General features: G+C 61.2%; 10 protein-coding genes. 4 read left to right on the top strand and 6 right to left on the bottom strand.

Annotated features, from left to right (window positions below; translation table 11 throughout):
- The first annotated feature begins 20 nt into the window (after nucleotides 1–20).
- The gene (locus tag PW792_12650) at nucleotides 21–251 is read left to right on the top strand and encodes a hypothetical protein (protein ID MDE1162781.1); all 231 of its coding nucleotides are present in this window, start codon (nucleotides 21–23) and stop codon (nucleotides 249–251) included.
- A complete protein-coding gene (locus tag PW792_12645; GenBank protein MDE1162780.1) occupies nucleotides 248–1906 on the top strand; it encodes a cbb3-type cytochrome c oxidase subunit I in 1659 nt (552 codons plus the stop codon). Before PW792_12650 ends, PW792_12645 begins: the two co-directional genes overlap by 4 nt.
- Nucleotides 1907–1965: 59 nt before the next feature.
- Here the strand turns inward: PW792_12645 and PW792_12640 are convergent, their stop codons facing one another.
- Nucleotides 1966–2670: a Crp/Fnr family transcriptional regulator gene (locus PW792_12640; GenBank protein ID MDE1162779.1), complete on the bottom strand. Its 705-nt coding sequence runs from the start codon at nucleotides 2668–2670 to the stop codon at nucleotides 1966–1968.
- Between the two features lie 186 nt (nucleotides 2671–2856).
- Between PW792_12640 and aqpZ the strand changes: the two genes are divergently transcribed.
- Nucleotides 2857–3579, top strand: a complete 723-nt coding sequence (gene aqpZ / locus PW792_12635; protein MDE1162778.1) for an aquaporin Z — start codon at nucleotides 2857–2859, stop codon at nucleotides 3577–3579.
- A gap of 239 nt (nucleotides 3580–3818) precedes the next feature.
- On the opposite strand, the gene PW792_12630 is transcribed toward aqpZ, so the two are convergent.
- The 5 genes from PW792_12630 to PW792_12610 form a co-directional block, all read right to left on the bottom strand.
- On the bottom strand, nucleotides 3819–4319 hold the full coding sequence (locus PW792_12630; protein ID MDE1162777.1) for a hypothetical protein: 501 nt from the start codon (nucleotides 4317–4319) through the stop codon (nucleotides 3819–3821).
- A gap of 142 nt (nucleotides 4320–4461) precedes the next feature.
- Nucleotides 4462–7665: a translation initiation factor IF-2 gene (gene infB / locus PW792_12625; protein ID MDE1162776.1), complete on the bottom strand. Its 3204-nt coding sequence runs from the start codon at nucleotides 7663–7665 to the stop codon at nucleotides 4462–4464.
- A gap of 206 nt (nucleotides 7666–7871) precedes the next feature.
- Nucleotides 7872–9509, bottom strand: a complete 1638-nt coding sequence (gene nusA / locus PW792_12620) for a transcription termination factor NusA (GenBank protein MDE1162775.1) — start codon at nucleotides 9507–9509, stop codon at nucleotides 7872–7874.
- A gap of 99 nt (nucleotides 9510–9608) precedes the next feature.
- Nucleotides 9609–10196: a ribosome maturation factor RimP gene (locus PW792_12615; protein ID MDE1162774.1), complete on the bottom strand. Its 588-nt coding sequence runs from the start codon at nucleotides 10194–10196 to the stop codon at nucleotides 9609–9611.
- A gap of 257 nt (nucleotides 10197–10453) precedes the next feature.
- The gene (locus PW792_12610) at nucleotides 10454–12922 is read right to left on the bottom strand and encodes a prolyl oligopeptidase family serine peptidase (protein ID MDE1162773.1); all 2469 of its coding nucleotides are present in this window, start codon (nucleotides 12920–12922) and stop codon (nucleotides 10454–10456) included.
- Between the two features lie 121 nt (nucleotides 12923–13043).
- Between PW792_12610 and guaB the strand changes: the two genes are divergently transcribed.
- Nucleotides 13044–14564 carry an IMP dehydrogenase gene (gene guaB, locus PW792_12605; protein MDE1162772.1) on the top strand — a complete coding sequence of 507 codons (1521 nt, stop codon included), beginning with the start codon at nucleotides 13044–13046 and terminating at the stop codon, nucleotides 14562–14564.

Here is a 14564-nt window from a genome sequence, read left to right as displayed (position 1 = left end):
GAACAATCGAGGAAAGAACGATGTTTACCATCCTGCAGAAAAAGTCCGCTTGCAAGAACTCCTGCCCTGGCTGCCCCAACGCTCTGCGCAAGGCTGTGGTGTGTCCGAAGGACGCGCCTTGCCCCGGGTATGGAACGTCGGAAGCCTGCCCGCCGATGATCGTGCTCGCGGTGGCTGAGCAGGCCATGCAGGCGCTGGCGTCTGCGGTGCTGCCTGCCTTCGGTGCGTATGCAAGGAGTGTGTCTCTGTGAGTACAGCTGCGATAGCCCCCGTCCAACAGCCTCTTGATCGTCTGCCTGAACATAATTATCTGAACGCGTCGCGCGGCATCAAAAGCTGGCTTCTGACGCAGGATCACAAGCGTATCGCGTTGCTCTACCTGATGGGCGTCACGTTCTTCTTCGTGGTCGGCGGACTGCTGGCGTTCTTTCTTCGGCTGGAACTGCTGACTCCCAACGCAGACCTGATGTCGATGGATACGTACAACAAGGTCTTCACCATGCATGGCGTGGTGATGATCTTTTTCGTGCTCATCCCTGCTGTCCCTGCGGTGCTGGGTAACTTCCTTCTACCGCTGATGCTGGGCGCGCGAGACCTTGCGTTCCCGCGCATCAACCTGCTGAGTTGGTACTGCTTCCTCACCGCTGGCTTGATCCTTCTGTACACCGTGATCATGGGCGGCGTGGATACGGGCTGGACGTTCACCGCGCCGCTGAGCACGAAGTTCATCAACACGAACGTGATCTCTGCGGGCCTCGCGGCATTTGTTGCTGGCTTCTCGTCGATCTTTACCGGCCTGAACTTTATCGTGACGATCCACCGTATGCGCGCGCCGGGTATGACGTGGTTCCGGATGCCGCTCTTCTGCTGGGCGAATTACTCGGCGTCGATCATCATGGTGCTGGGCACGCCGGTTGTGGCGATTGCGATCGTGCTGGTGGCGCTTGAGCGTCTGATCGGCATCGGTATCTTCGACCCGAAGATGGGTGGCGATCCGCTGCTGTTTCAGCATCTCTTCTGGTTCTACTCGCACCCGGCGGTGTACGTGATGCTGCTGCCGTCGATGGGTGTGATGTCGGAGATCATTGCGTGCTTCACGCGCAAGCGGATCTTTGGCTATACCGCGGTGGCGTTCTCGTCGGTGGCCATCTGCTTGTTCGGCTTCTTCGTGTGGGAGCACCACATGTTCATCATGGGCGTCAGTCAGTATTCGGCGCTAGTGTTTTCGTTGCTGACGATGCTGGTTGCCGTGCCGTCGGCGATCAAGGTTTTTAACTGGACCGCAACGCTTTATAAGGGTTCCATCACGTTCACCGCGCCAATGATTTATGCCATGTGCTTCCTCGGTCTGTTTGTGATCGGTGGCTGCACGGGCGTCTTCCTTGGCTCGCTGGGTATGGATGTCCACCTCACTGAGACGTACTTCGTGGTGGCGCACTTCCATTTCGTGATGGTCGGCTCGGTGATCATGGGTTACCTCGGGGGGCTCCATTTTTGGTGGCCCAAGATCACCGGGCGTATGTATCCGGAACTGCCCGCGAAGGTCGCGGCGGTGACGATCTTCGTCGGCTTCTTCTTCACCTTCGGCCCGCAGTTCATCCTGGGCTACATGGGGATGCCGCGCCGCTATGCGATGTATCCGCCGGAGTGGCAGGCGCTGAATGTGTTCTCGACCGCTGGTGCAACGGTGATGGGGGGCGGCTATCTGCTGACGATGATCTATCTCGGCTGGTCGTACTACCGGGGGCCGATCGCTGGCAACAATCCGTGGGGAGCGTATGGCCTGGAGTGGACGGTCACTTCGCCGCCGCCGACAGAGAACTTCGCCGTGGTTCCAATCATCGAGCACGAAGCGTATGACTACGAGGTTGCCCCGCAGCCTGATCCTCGCTTCGTTGCTTCCTAACGAAGATCGAGGGCGCGATGCGAGATCGCGCCCTCGATTCTCTCTGAGATCTTTTTGTTTTAGTTGAATTCGGCTTCAAGACCAGCGAGGTCTTTTACGACGATGCGACCGACAGCCTGTTCGACGAGACCTGCGGCTGCAAACTTCGTCAGGGTTCGCGTAACCGTCTCGCGAGAGATGCCGCACATGGAGCCAAGCTCCTCGTGCGTGAGCGGCATGGGAATCTCCACACTCTTTTGCTTCTCGGCTCCGAGGTTCAGCTCTGCAAGCTCGACCAGCAGGCTCGCGAGTTTTGCGGCTGCCGAGCCGGAGAGCGCCAGTCGTCGTGCGCTGACGAGCGCGGTCTCGTACTCCTTCGCCGCGGCGGTGGCTGTGTTCTGGCCGACCTCGCGATATCGCTCGGCAAAGCGCAGAAAGTCGTTGCGGCGTACAGACTTCACTTCGCACTGGTCGAGCGCTTCGACGGTAAGCTTTTGCCGGGTGTTGCGCAGGGCAGAGGCCAGCCCGAGTACGTCGCCGGGTTGTGCCATGCGTAGCAGCAGCACTTTGCCGTCAGGAGAGGAGGCGTAGAGCTTCAGGTGGCCTTCGCAGACCATGTAGACCTGGTCGGCAGGGTCGCCTTCGTGCAGCAACTGCTGGCCACGGCTAAGCCTGACCACGCGGCCAAGCGTCTGTAGATCGCGCAGAGCTTCGGTGGGCAGATGGCAGAAGCAATCCGGGCCGCGGGCAATGCAGGTCAGACAGTCGCGGCGGGAAAGTGGCAAGGTAAAAAGGCTCCTGACTGCATGGTACTCCCTGACCGAACGCATCTTTGGGGTTGATATTTTGATATCAATTCGTGGGCCGAGAGTGTATTGTCCCAGCTAGTTCTCGGGCCAACATCAGAAGCGCGTCTTGTCCTACTCCTGGGCGAAGCGCGCATTTCTATTTTTGTAAGAAGGGCGATTGCCATGGGAAAGAAATTATTTGCAGAGTTTTTGGGTACGGGCTGGCTCGTGCTCGGTGGCTGCGGGAGCGCTGTGCTGGCGGCGGCGTATCCCCAGCTTGGGATTGGGTTTGTTGGCGTGGCGCTGGCGTTTGGTTTGACCGTGCTCACGATGGCGTATGCCATCGGACATATCTCGGGATGCCACCTGAACCCGGCCGTCACTTTTGGCCTGGCGTCGGCGAACCGCTTTCAGTGGAAGGACGTTCCCGCGTACGTTGTCGCTCAGGTGCTTGGCGGAACGGCTGGCGCAGCGATTCTGTATGTGATCGCGAGCGGAAAGGCTGGCTTCGACGTTCATGCAGGCTTTGCGTCGAACGGCTACGGCGCTCACTCGCCGGATCACTATTCGATGATGGCTGGTTTTGTGTGCGAGGTCGTTATGACCTTCGCCTTCCTCGTCATTATTCTCGGTGCAACCCATGACCGCGCCCCGAAGGGCTTTGCTCCGATCGCGATCGGCCTGGGGTTGACGCTGATCCACCTGATCAGCATCCCGGTCACGAACACCTCAGTGAACCCCGCTCGCAGCACCGGCGTTGCGATCTTCGCTGGCGGCTGGGCACTTAGCCAGTTGTGGCTGTTCTGGGTGGCCCCGATCCTTGGCGGCGTTCTGGGTGGTGTCGTGCACCATGCGCTGCTGGAGAAGATTCCGGCTGATCCTGATATCGCTGGCGATGTGCGCTAGTTGTTGTCGAAGATATAAACGAAAACGCTGCGAGCAATCGCGGCGTTTTCGTTTTTTCTGTCAGTAATACTGAATGTAAAGGCAGGAAGGAGATACTAATTTGTTTCAGGCGATGGCTGGGATGGGGTGTTTCCCTTGCATGTGAACCCATAGCTCTGCGTCGAGGCGTTGCAGTTGAAGGAAGATATCCCTGAACTTCAGAAGCGCCCTTCGCATTGTTGAGTGCATCCGAACAGAAATTACTTGTGCCTTAAGCTCTGTGTCGGATTGGGAGAGTACACATTTGAAATCAGCACCGCTGGCTGCTCTGCTATCTCGCCATGAATGGTGTGTGCGATGTACGTTCCAAGATCACTTTTGGATAGAGCGAATGTGCGATTTGGTGTCTTCACACTCACTACGATGAGGAAGGCGGAGTCTCCATTGTGAAATGCGAGCTTTGTCTGATGACTAATAAAAGTGGGGCTAGACTCTACCCAACCCTCACCGCCCAGCACCTGATCGCCATGGTACTGAACTAGGTAGAACTCAGCTGAAGAAATGTCACTTCCTTTAGGAGCTGTTGCTTCTGCAAGAATTTGTGAGGTATCTCCGAAGGGTTGAATGCTGCCGTTTGTGATCGTCAAGGGGAGAGGTTGGTCCGATAGGAAACGCAACGGGGTTTGTGTCGCGTCCTGAGCTTTGGCTGCAAGAGCAATACTCAGCGTAGTAAGAATAGCGAGACGTAAAATGCGCAACATGGCCTCCTGAAAACTTACGGCTATAGTAGCCGGATGCTGCGGTTTAGGCGTCTGTTATTTTTTCATGTGCTGGTAACTCTAGCCAAACGTAAAAGGCCGCGACATGAGTCGCGGCCTTTTACGTTTGGAGCAGGGAAGTGAACTATACGTTCGCTGCTGCCTTTGCTTCGTTCTCGGCTTCCTTCGCCTTGGCGAGTTCGGCCATCTGCTGCTTCTTGAGTTCGGCAACGTTCTGTCCAAGCTCGGCAGCCATCTTCTCGGTGGTGTACGCCTCGATGATGTCGCCGACCTTGATCTCCTTGAAGCCAGCGAGATCGATACCGCACTCCACACCCGAGCGGACTTCTGAGACGTCGTCCTTGAAGCGCTTGAGTGAGGCGAACTTGCCCTTCCAGACTTCCTCGCCACCGCGCAGGACGCGTACGCCCATGTCGCGCTTGATGAGGCCGTCGCGGACGATAGAACCGGCGATCTGACCAACCTTCGTGATCTTGAAGACGTTGAGCACTTCAGCGCGGCCTTCGTAGTTCTCCTTGTAGACCGCATCGAGCAAGCCGAGCATGGCCTTGGTCATCTCGTCCTGCAACTCGTAGATGATCGAGTGCAGACGAATTTCGACCTTTTCCTGATCGGCGAGGTCCTGTGCCTTGCGCTCCGGGCGAACGTTGAAGCCAATGATGATGGCATTCGACGCCGTCGCGAGCAGCACATCGGACTCGGTGATGGCACCGACGCCGGAGTGCAGCACCTTGACGCGCACCTTCTCGGTGGACATGCGGCTGAGGCTGTCGGCGAGTACTTCCACCGAGCCCTGCACGTCGCCCTTGAGGATGAGGTTGAGGTCCTTGACGCCAGCCTGCTTGATCTGTTCGGCAAGGCCTTCGAGGGAGACTCGCGAGCTCTTGGCGAGCATCGCTTCGCGTTCCTTCATGCTGCGGTACTTGGCGATTTCCTTCGCACGGTCACGATCGGCCATGACGAGGAACGTATCGCCAGCGTCCGGAATCGACTCGAGGCCGAGGATTTCGACCGGGGTCGAAGGACCGGCTTCACTGATGGGACGTCCACGATCGTCAAACATCGCGCGGATCTTGCCGAACGTGTTGCCGACGATGAAGCTGTCACCCGACTTGAGCGTACCGTTCTGCACGAGGATGGAAGCGACTGCGCCGCGACCACGATCGAGCTTGGCTTCGATGACCGTACCGACCGCGGGGCGGTCCGGCGTGGCCTTCTGCTCGTTCGTATCGGCAACGAGGCAGATCATCTCCTCCAGGCCATCGAGGTTCAGGCGCTTCTTTGCCGAAACTTCGACGAACTCGATGTCGCCGCCCATGCTGGTTGCCTGGACGCCGCGAGCGGCAAGCTGCTGCATCACCTTGGAGGGGTCTGCTTCCGGCTTATCGATCTTGTTCACGGCCACAATCATCGGCACCTTGGCGGCGCGCGCGTGATCGATAGCTTCGAGCGTCTGGGGCATCACGCCGTCATCGGCAGCGACGACCACAACGACGATGTCGGTGATCTTCGCACCACGAGCACGCATACGGGTAAACGCTTCGTGACCCGGGGTATCGAGGAAGACGATCTCACGGCCGAACGCAGGCGAATCGGGCTTGGTGACGTGCACCTTGTACGCACCGATGTGCTGCGTGATGCCGCCGGCTTCACCAGCTGCCACGTCCGTCGAGCGAATCGCGTCGAGCAGCGAGGTCTTACCGTGATCGACGTGTCCCATGATCGTGACGACCGGGGCGCGCGTGATTTCGATAAGGCCTTCGGTGTTCTCGATGAGCGTCTCGAGAGCTTCGTTCTCCATCTGCTCTTCGACCGAGATGACCGTGGCGCCCGCGCCGAACTGGCGCGCAACGTCCTTGACCAACTCGCCGTCGAGCGACTGGTTCACCGTGACCATGACGCCGCGCATGAGGAGCGTGGCGATCAGGTCCTTACCGCGAATGTCGAGCTTCTCGGCCAGGTCCTTCACCGAGATGCCTTCGGTCACCGTGATCTGCTTGGTGATGGGCATTTCGCCCATGGGAATCTGAGCTGCACCGAAGCGCGGCTGATAGCCCTTGAGAGCGACTTCCTTGTTCTTTTCGTAGCGAGGTGCGCCACCGCGACCACGCTGTGCTGGACGGCCAGGACGTGCTCCTGGTGCCGGACCCGCATCGGCCGGGGGCAGCAGGCCACCGGGGCCAACGCCAGGGCGTGGGCCGAATCCGGGACGGTTGCCGAAGCCGGGGCGCGGCGGGAAGCCAGGACGACCACCGGGGCCGCCAGGGCCACCGGGACCACCCGGGAACGAACGCGTCGGATGCATCGGACGACGTGCGCCGGGAGCCAGCGGAGGACGCTGACCGGGAGCGAAGTTGCCAGCGCCAGGGCCGCCTGCCTGCGGACGCGGACGCTCGAAGATCGGGCGACGCACCGCTGCAGCAGCTCCGGGAGCTGCCGTGTAGGTAGGACGGGGACCGGTCTGCGGCATAATGACGCGACGGACGGGAGCTGCCGGAACGACGGGCGCTGCCGGAGCCGCAGGAGCTTCCACCGCAGGGGCTGCGGGAGTAGCGACAGGAGCAGCTGCGGGAACCGCTGCCGCAACGGGTGCTACCGGAGCTGCAGCGGGCTTCACCACGACAGGTGCTGCCGGCGGAGCGGCTGCCACTGCGGGACGCGGAATGCCGTACTTTGCGCCGGGAGCAGGGGGCGGTGCCACGATGTTCGGGCCAGCCGAGCGCTGCTGCGGAAGAATGATGCGGCGTGCCGGGGCACCTGGCGCTGCGGGCGTTGCCGGAGCAGACGCTACAGGCGCGGGAGCTGCCACGACGGGTGCCGGAGCCGGAGGTGCGGCAACCACTGCGGGCGGTGCTGGCGGAGCAGCAACCACGGCAGGGGGCGCAACCGGCGCTGCGATGGGAGCTGCAGCGGCCTTCACCACTACGGGCGTTGCCGGGGGAGCTACGGCCACAACGGGGCGAGCCACCGGAGGCGCAGCCACTGCGGGACGTGGTGCAGGAGGCGCAACGGCGACAGCAGGACGCGGCGGAGGTGCATGCTTTGCTGCTTCGGCTGCCTGTTTGCGCTCCAGAATCGCCTTCAGGGCGTCACCGGGCTTGGAAACGTTCGCCAGATTGAAGCCTCTTTCCGTCGTCGGAGCGGCGGGTTTGGCGGCAGGACGCGATCCACGGGTAAGGTGGGTGCGAACCTTCTCGGCTTCATCCTCTTCGATGGAAGAGGAGTGGGTCTTCTTTTCTGTAACGCCCACGGCGGTCAAGGCGTCGAGAATCGACTTGCTCTTGACTTCAAGCTCACGGGCCAGATCGTTGATGCGAACTTTGCTCATTCAGTCCTTGTTTGGCCTGGCGGGTCACCGCAGGCCGACTCTTCGGCGCTAGCTGGTCATAAGAAACCTTGTCGTTGAAGAGTTTGGGTTGGCGTTGGTAACAAACAACGCCCGCCTCTTTAGATTATCGCGCGAACGTTGCAAATTTGTTAGTGCATGTTTTTGCGGGCGATTCGAAAGTGCGAATCGCCCGCGAATTGGTGGAACTAATCACGGTTGGGGCCGTCGTTGTCGACGTTTTCGCTGGAGAACTCCTGCGCGTCATCAACGAGTTGATCGACCGTGTCGTTGTCGAGCTCGATTCGCGCTTCGCGCTCGTCGGCTGAATCATTGGCATCGAAGCGCGAAAGTTCATCTTCGGCATCGGCAATCTCTTCGGTGGAAAGGTTGTCGACTTCTTCCACCGATCCGGCGGCTGCGCCTTCCGCAGCCAGGATCTCTTCAGGCGTCTTGCTCATGGAATGCTCCTCGTCCTCACCCACGTTGGATGCGGGCGCGGCGGCGATGGCTTCTTCGCCTGCTTCGAGGGTCGGCTCGGCAGGAACCGGCACGGGGCGAGCTTCGCCTTCTGCGTACTGGCCGAAGTAGTGGCGGACAGCGGTCGCGATCTTCTCGACCGACTTTTCGCCGATACCCGGGACTTCTCCGAGCTCTTCTTCGGTCATGTCCGCAACGGACTCCACGGTCGTGATGCCAGCGGCGATGAGCTTCTCCATGATGCCGTGCTCGAGCTCGGTCACCTGTTCGATCGGCGTCGACGGACCGCCGCTCATGGCCTGCATCTGCTGCTCGACTTCCTGACGCTTCTCTTCTTCGCTCTTGATGTCGATCTTCCAGCTCAGCAGCTTGGCTGCGAGACGGACGTTCTGGCCCTTCTTGCCGATCGCCAGCGAGAGCTGCGTGTCGTCCACGATCACTTCAAGCTGCTTTTCCGCCAGATCGGTGATTGAAACGCGCGAAACCTTCGCGGGCTGCAGTGCCTTCTCGGCAAAGGTCGTGATCTCGTCCGAGTACTCGATGATGTCGATCTTTTCGCCGCGCAGTTCGCGGATGATCGACTGCACGCGCATACCCTTCATGCCGACGCAGGCGCCGACCGGGTCGACGTCCTTGTCGCGGCTCTGGACGGCGATCTTGGTGCGCTCGCCAGCTTCGCGGGCGATGGCACGGACCTGTACGGTGCCGTCGTAGATTTCCGGCACTTCGGACTGGAAGAGGCTCTGCACCAGCGCCGGAGCGGCGCGGGAGACGATGACCTGCGGGCCCTTTGCAGCGCGGTCCACACGCAGCAGAACGACGCGAACGCGCTCGCCGATGGCGAACTGCTCCAGGCGCGACTGCTCGCGCTTGGGCATGCGGGCCTCCGCCTTGCCGAGATCGAAGATGACGTCCATCGGCTCGAGGCGCTTGACGGTGGCATTCAGAATCTCGCCAGCCTTGTCGCCGTACTCAAGGAACACTGTGTCGCGCTCAGCTTCGCGCACCTTCTGGAAGATGACCTGCTTGGCCATCTGCGCGGCGATGCGGCCGAGCGGGGAGGTGTCCTTGTAGAAGCGAAGTTCGCCGCCGACTTCGACTTCGGGCGCGATCTCGCGGGCCTGCTCCAGGGTGAGCTGGTTGTCGGCGTCTTCGACTTCTTCGGGTGTCTCGACGACAGTCTTGTAGACGTAGGCGCGGATGTCGCCGGTTTCGCGGTCGAACTCGCCGCGCATATTTTCCGTCGTTTTGTAGAACTTGCGTGTTGCCAGCGCAATCGCATCTTCAACCGCAGTAACGATGATCTGAGGGTCGATGCCTTTTTCGCGCGAGAGAACTTCGATGGACTGATAAAGAGGGCTTGCCATAGTGCGAGACATTAGACATTCGGCCGGAGAGATATTAGAGAAAGGCGAGTGTTGCTGCTTTGTTCTGCCTACTATCTCCTCGTCGATGTCTGCCTTTCATTAGATTTCGGCGACCAGATGCGCCTTTTCGACGTTGGGCAGATCGATGGTGACCGTCTGCGCGGTGAGCGTTTTCTTTGCCTTGCCTTTTTGCTTCACGGCGGCAAGGTCGAGCGTAATGTTGGTGCCCTCGAAGGCCGTCAGGCGGCCTGTGAAGTGGCGATTGCTTTCGACCGGGGTGAACGTCTGCAGCTTCACAATCTGGCCGGTAAAGCGGGTCCAGTCAGCGGGCTTGAGCAGCTTGCGTTCCAGACCCGGGGAGCTGACTTCGAGCGTGTACTCGGTCGTGCCGGGGATGAGCTCTTCGACGTCGAGCACCGTGCCGAAGTCGGTAGCGAAGGCGGCGCAGTCCTCGTGGGTGACGCCTGAGAGCGCCTCCAGCGGAATGCCCTTGGGCAGAAGCGCAGCCTGTTCGGGGTCTTCGGCCTGTGCGCGCAGGGTGGCGCGACCGGCTTCGTCTTTTTCCAGAAAGACGCGGAGTGTGCGATGCTTGCCGCCGCCCGCGAACTCGACCTCAACGACATCGAGGCCGTGCGACGTGGCGACGCGTTCGGCGGTGGCGCGAATTGTTTCGAGCGGAAGTGCCATACAGAGTGACTCGGGTTGTGATGCGGTTAGGCGGCCGAAGTTTGGCTGCGTGTTTAGGGCAAAAGAAAAAGTGGGCTCTCGCCCACCCCTGTTCGCCATCTGCCGGTACGCTCACGGCTGCTGAATGGCAGAACGGAATCGTCTGCTCCATCCAGTGTAGGCCGGTCGGCGGGGGATTTCAAGCTTTTCTAACAGCTTGAGGAGAATGGCAAAGGGCGTAGAGCAGAAAGCTCTACGCCCTTGCCCTTAACGGTGCTTTACTTCGCTGCGGTGACAGGCTCCTTGGGCTTGACGTATGTATCCAGCCAGCGGCTCATCTCCCACAGCATGTGGTCGACACTTTCTTTGGCCCCGTAGTGGTGCGGTTCCAGCGGCAGGAAGACGAGGCGCACCGTGGCTCCCTGGCCCTTCAGGGCAGCGTAGAAACGCTCGCTCTGTATGGGAAAGGTGCCGGTGTTGTCGTCTGCTTCGCCGTGGATGAGCAGGATCGGCGTCTTGATCTTGTCCGCGTAAGAGAACGGCGACATTTCGTAGTAGACCTTCGGGGCCTGCCAGTAGGTGCGGTCTTCGTTCTGAAAGCCATACGGGGTCAGCGAGCGGTTGTAGGCTCCCGAGCGTGCGATGCCTGCGCGGAAGAGGTCGGAGTGCGCCAGCAGGTTGGCTGTCATGAAGGCGCCGTAGCTGTGGCCCATCACACCGACGCGGGTACGGTCGACGACGCCCAGCGAACTGGCGTAGTCGATCGCGGCCTTGGCGCTGGCGACGAGCTGCTCGACGTAGGTGTCGTTGGGATGCTCCTTGCCTTCGCCGATGATCGGGATCGAGGTGTTCTGCAGCACGGCATAGCCGGTCTGGGTGAAGAAGACGGGCGAGCCCCAGCCGAAGGTCGGGAAGCGGTTGGTCGAGCCGGAGGTCTGCGAGGCGGCCGCGCGGGTCTTGAACTCGGCCGGATAGGCTTCCATGAGCGTCGGCAGCGGTCCCTGGCTCTTGTCGTAGCCTGCCGGCGTCCACAGCACCGCGTTCAGGTCGACGCCGTCGCTGCGCTTGTAGCGGAGCAGTTGCCGGGTGGGCAGCGCGATGCCTTCGTACGGCGATGGGAAGTGCGTGACGGCGATGGGAGCAACGCGTCCGCGCAGGTTGGTGACGAAGTAATTCGGGGGATCGTTCTGCGACTCCCGGCGAACGAGCAGGCGGTCGCCGCCGAGCAGAGTGATGGGCTCGGTGTAGAACGGATCGGCCGAGCGTGTGAGGATCGTTTCCTCGCCGCCGTTAAGGGGCAGGGTGGCGACGAACGGCTGGTCACCCTTTGGGGTGGCTCCCTGCGAGACGAAGTAGAGTGCGGAGCCGTCCGGCGTGAATGCCAGCACGCGCTTACCCGCGGCGTTCGGCACCAGCATCGGCGCACCCGGCGAGTGGTAGCGGTCCTGCGAGGAGCCTTCGTACAGCGTGTGCAGCTTCGCCGGTCCGGTGGAAGACGGGTCGAAGCTCAGCAGCGCGGTCTTGCGGTCGGCCCAGCGGCTGACGGAGACGACCGCATAGTGATCGTTGCCCCAGCGGATCGATCCGCCTCGGTAACCTGCGGGGCGCATCGGCAGTTCGAGCAGCGTCGTGGCTTCGCCGGTGAAGGGTGCTGCGAGCATCTTTACGCGATCACGAATCTCGGCTTTGGTGCGGGGATCGCCGCCGTCGGCGGCTTCGGTGAAGACGATGGTGGCGGGGGCGTCGGCGCGCCACTCATAGCCACGCGGGCCGGGCGCAACGGTGTCGCGGACGATCGGAAGATTGTCGATCACGGGGCGGTCGTTGAGTTTGGTGACCGTGCCGGTCTTCAGCGTGACGACCTCGGTGAGCAGCGGAAAGCGCTCATACGGCACGGTGTAGCTGAACGGGCGGTGCACGATACTGGTCAGCGCGAAGCGGCCGTCGGGAGAGATAGCAAGCTGGTCGAGGATGCCTTTGATGGGCAAGGCATGCGCCGCGCCGGTGAGCGGAATGATGGCGAGTTGCGCGGTCGCGTAGTACGCAAATTGGTCTTCGTCGTCCGGCGTCGAGAGCATGTCTTCGTACGTCGGCGCGGGGGTGGCCTTGCCGAGGTTTTCGCTGACGTGCGGGCCGGTGGGGACTTCGCTTAGCTTGGGGGCGGGGCCGCGTTCGAGGGGGACGATCTTGCAGGCGAGCGCCGCGCTGGTCGGCAGCCACTCGCACGGTGTGCTGTCGAGCACATTGTTCAGGCGCATCGCCGGAGCCAGCGGACGAGCGGCCGCGGTGGTGACGTCGATCACCCAGAGCTTCAGCCCGGCGGCGCTTCTTGCGGACTTTTCATTGCGTTGAACGATGGCTATGTGGCGGCTGTCCGGTGCCCAGAGGATGTCGCTGACCTTCAGCGGCGTGGGCAAACCGCTGATTTTGCGTGCGGGGCCGCCGTCGAGCGGTTGAAAGCTGAGTCCGACGACGTAGCTGTCGACCGAGGGGCTGGCGGAGTCGGGGTTGAAGCGCAGACCGGCGAGTCGCAGGCGCGGTTCGGCGACCTCGGCGATGGTCGGGAAGGTGGCTGGCTGCTCGATGAGCAGGAGTTTGCGGTCGGGAGAGGTGGAGGCGACCGGAAGGGGCTTGGCGCTGACCAGCTTTTCGATCGGCGCGGGCGGCGTCTGGTACTTGATGGCCGTCTGGGCAGGCAGGGCGACGGTGGTGACGGCGGCGGCAGCCGCAAGCAACATGGTCTTCATGAGCAGCTCTCTCGGAATGGTTCAGAATGAACGTCGGTTGAATTGTTTGGCTTCAGATGCACGATACACGAGCAGAGCGTTTGCTAAGCGGCAGGTCTAGGCCTAGAATCAACTTTCAATCATGATCGAATTTCCAGTGGTTGAAGCTCTTACGTTTGACGATGTCCTCCTGGTACCGGCTTATTCCGATGTAGTGCCGACGCAGGTGAGCACGCAGGCGAAGCTCACAAAGAACATTACCCTCACAACTCCTTTGATGTCCGCAGCTATGGACACCGTCACCGAGTCGCGCCTGGCGATCGCAATCGCGCAGCAGGGCGGCATGGGTGTGGTACATCGCAACCTCACGATTGAGCAGCAGGCGATTGAGATCGACAAGGTCAAGCGCTCGGAGTCGGGCATGATCGTCGACCCGATCACCATCGAGCCGGAGCAGCTTATCTCGGCCGCGCTCGAGATGATGCGCCGCTACAAGATCTCGGGCGTTCCGGTCACGAAGTCCGGCAAGCTTGTCGGCATCCTGACCAATCGCGATCTCCGCTTCGTTTCGCGCACGGACATTCCTATCGCCGACGTCATGACGAAGGAAAACCTAATCACCGTGCCGGTTGGAACGACGCTGGAGCAGGCCGAAGACATTCTGCATCAGCACCGCGTTGAGAAGCTGCTCGTCGTCAACGACGCGTACGAACTCAAGGGCCTGATCACGGTCAAGGACATTCAGAAGAAGCTGAAGTACCCGAATGCGTCGAAGGACGCGCAGGGCCGTCTGCGTGTTGCCGGGGCTATCGGTGCGACGGGCGACTTCCTCGAGCGTGCTGCGGCCCTCGTAGAGGCACGCGTCGACGCTCTGGCGATTGACTCGGCGCATGGACACTCTTCGCGTGTGCTCGAAGCTGTGCGTGAAGTGAAGAAGGCCTTCCCGAACGTTGACCTGCTGGCGGGCAACGTCGCGACCTACGACGGAACGATGGCGCTGATCGATGCGGGTGCGGATGCGATCAAGGTCGGCATCGGCCCCGGTTCCATCTGCACAACGCGCATGGTCACAGGCGCTGGCATGCCCCAGGTGACGGCGATTGCCGAAGCCTACAAGGCTGCTTCCAAGCACGGCGTGGCGATCATCGCTGACGGCGGCATCAAGTACTCGGGCGACGTGACCAAGGCAATTGCCGCGGGCGCGAGCGTCTGCATGATGGGTTCGCTCTTTGCGGGTGTGGATGAGTCGCCGGGCGAAACGATCCTGTACCAGGGCCGTTCGTTCAAGGCCTATCGCGGTATGGGCTCGCTCAGCGCGATGGCGCAGGGTTCTGGCGAACGTTACTTTCAGGGCAAGGACGATATGCAGACCGGCGAGCGTGTTTCGCTCACGGCGAAGGAAGGGCCTCCGGGCGGCAACCGCCTCGCGAAGTTCGTTCCCGAAGGCATTGAAGGCCGTGTCCCGCATCGCGGACCGTTGGAAGCGATGATCTATCAGCTTGTCGGCGGCCTGCGCTCAGGCATGGGCTACCTCGGCTGCAACACGATCGAAGAGCTGCAGAAGAACGCCCGGTTCATCCGCATCTCCGGCGCTGGCCTTCGCGAGTCGCATGTGCACGATGTGGTGATCACGCGCGAAGCCCCGAACTACCACGTGGAGTAG

It is taken from the genome of Acidobacteriaceae bacterium, assembly GCA_028283655.1.
In the GTDB taxonomy this organism is placed as follows: domain Bacteria; phylum Acidobacteriota; class Terriglobia; order Terriglobales; family Acidobacteriaceae; genus Granulicella.
The sequence above is the reverse complement of the archived record's forward strand: the minus strand, read 5'-3'. Positions and strand labels throughout refer to the sequence as shown.

What these genes read in the sequence shown, in the direction of transcription:
- PW792_12630 (MDE1162777.1), bottom strand. Translation starts at nt 4,319, where the DNA reads ATGTTGCGCATTTTACGTCTCGCTATTCTTACTACGCTGAGTATTGCT.
- infB (MDE1162776.1), bottom strand. Translation starts at nt 7,665, where the DNA reads ATGAGCAAAGTTCGCATCAACGATCTGGCCCGTGAGCTTGAAGTCAAG.
- guaB (MDE1162772.1), top strand. Translation starts at nt 13,044, where the DNA reads ATGATCGAATTTCCAGTGGTTGAAGCTCTTACGTTTGACGATGTCCTC.
- nusA (MDE1162775.1), bottom strand. Translation starts at nt 9,509, where the DNA reads ATGGCAAGCCCTCTTTATCAGTCCATCGAAGTTCTCTCGCGCGAAAAA.
- PW792_12650 (MDE1162781.1), top strand. Translation starts at nt 21, where the DNA reads ATGTTTACCATCCTGCAGAAAAAGTCCGCTTGCAAGAACTCCTGCCCT.
- aqpZ (MDE1162778.1), top strand. Translation starts at nt 2,857, where the DNA reads ATGGGAAAGAAATTATTTGCAGAGTTTTTGGGTACGGGCTGGCTCGTG.
- PW792_12610 (MDE1162773.1), bottom strand. Translation starts at nt 12,922, where the DNA reads ATGAAGACCATGTTGCTTGCGGCTGCCGCCGCCGTCACCACCGTCGCC.
- PW792_12615 (MDE1162774.1), bottom strand. Translation starts at nt 10,196, where the DNA reads ATGGCACTTCCGCTCGAAACAATTCGCGCCACCGCCGAACGCGTCGCC.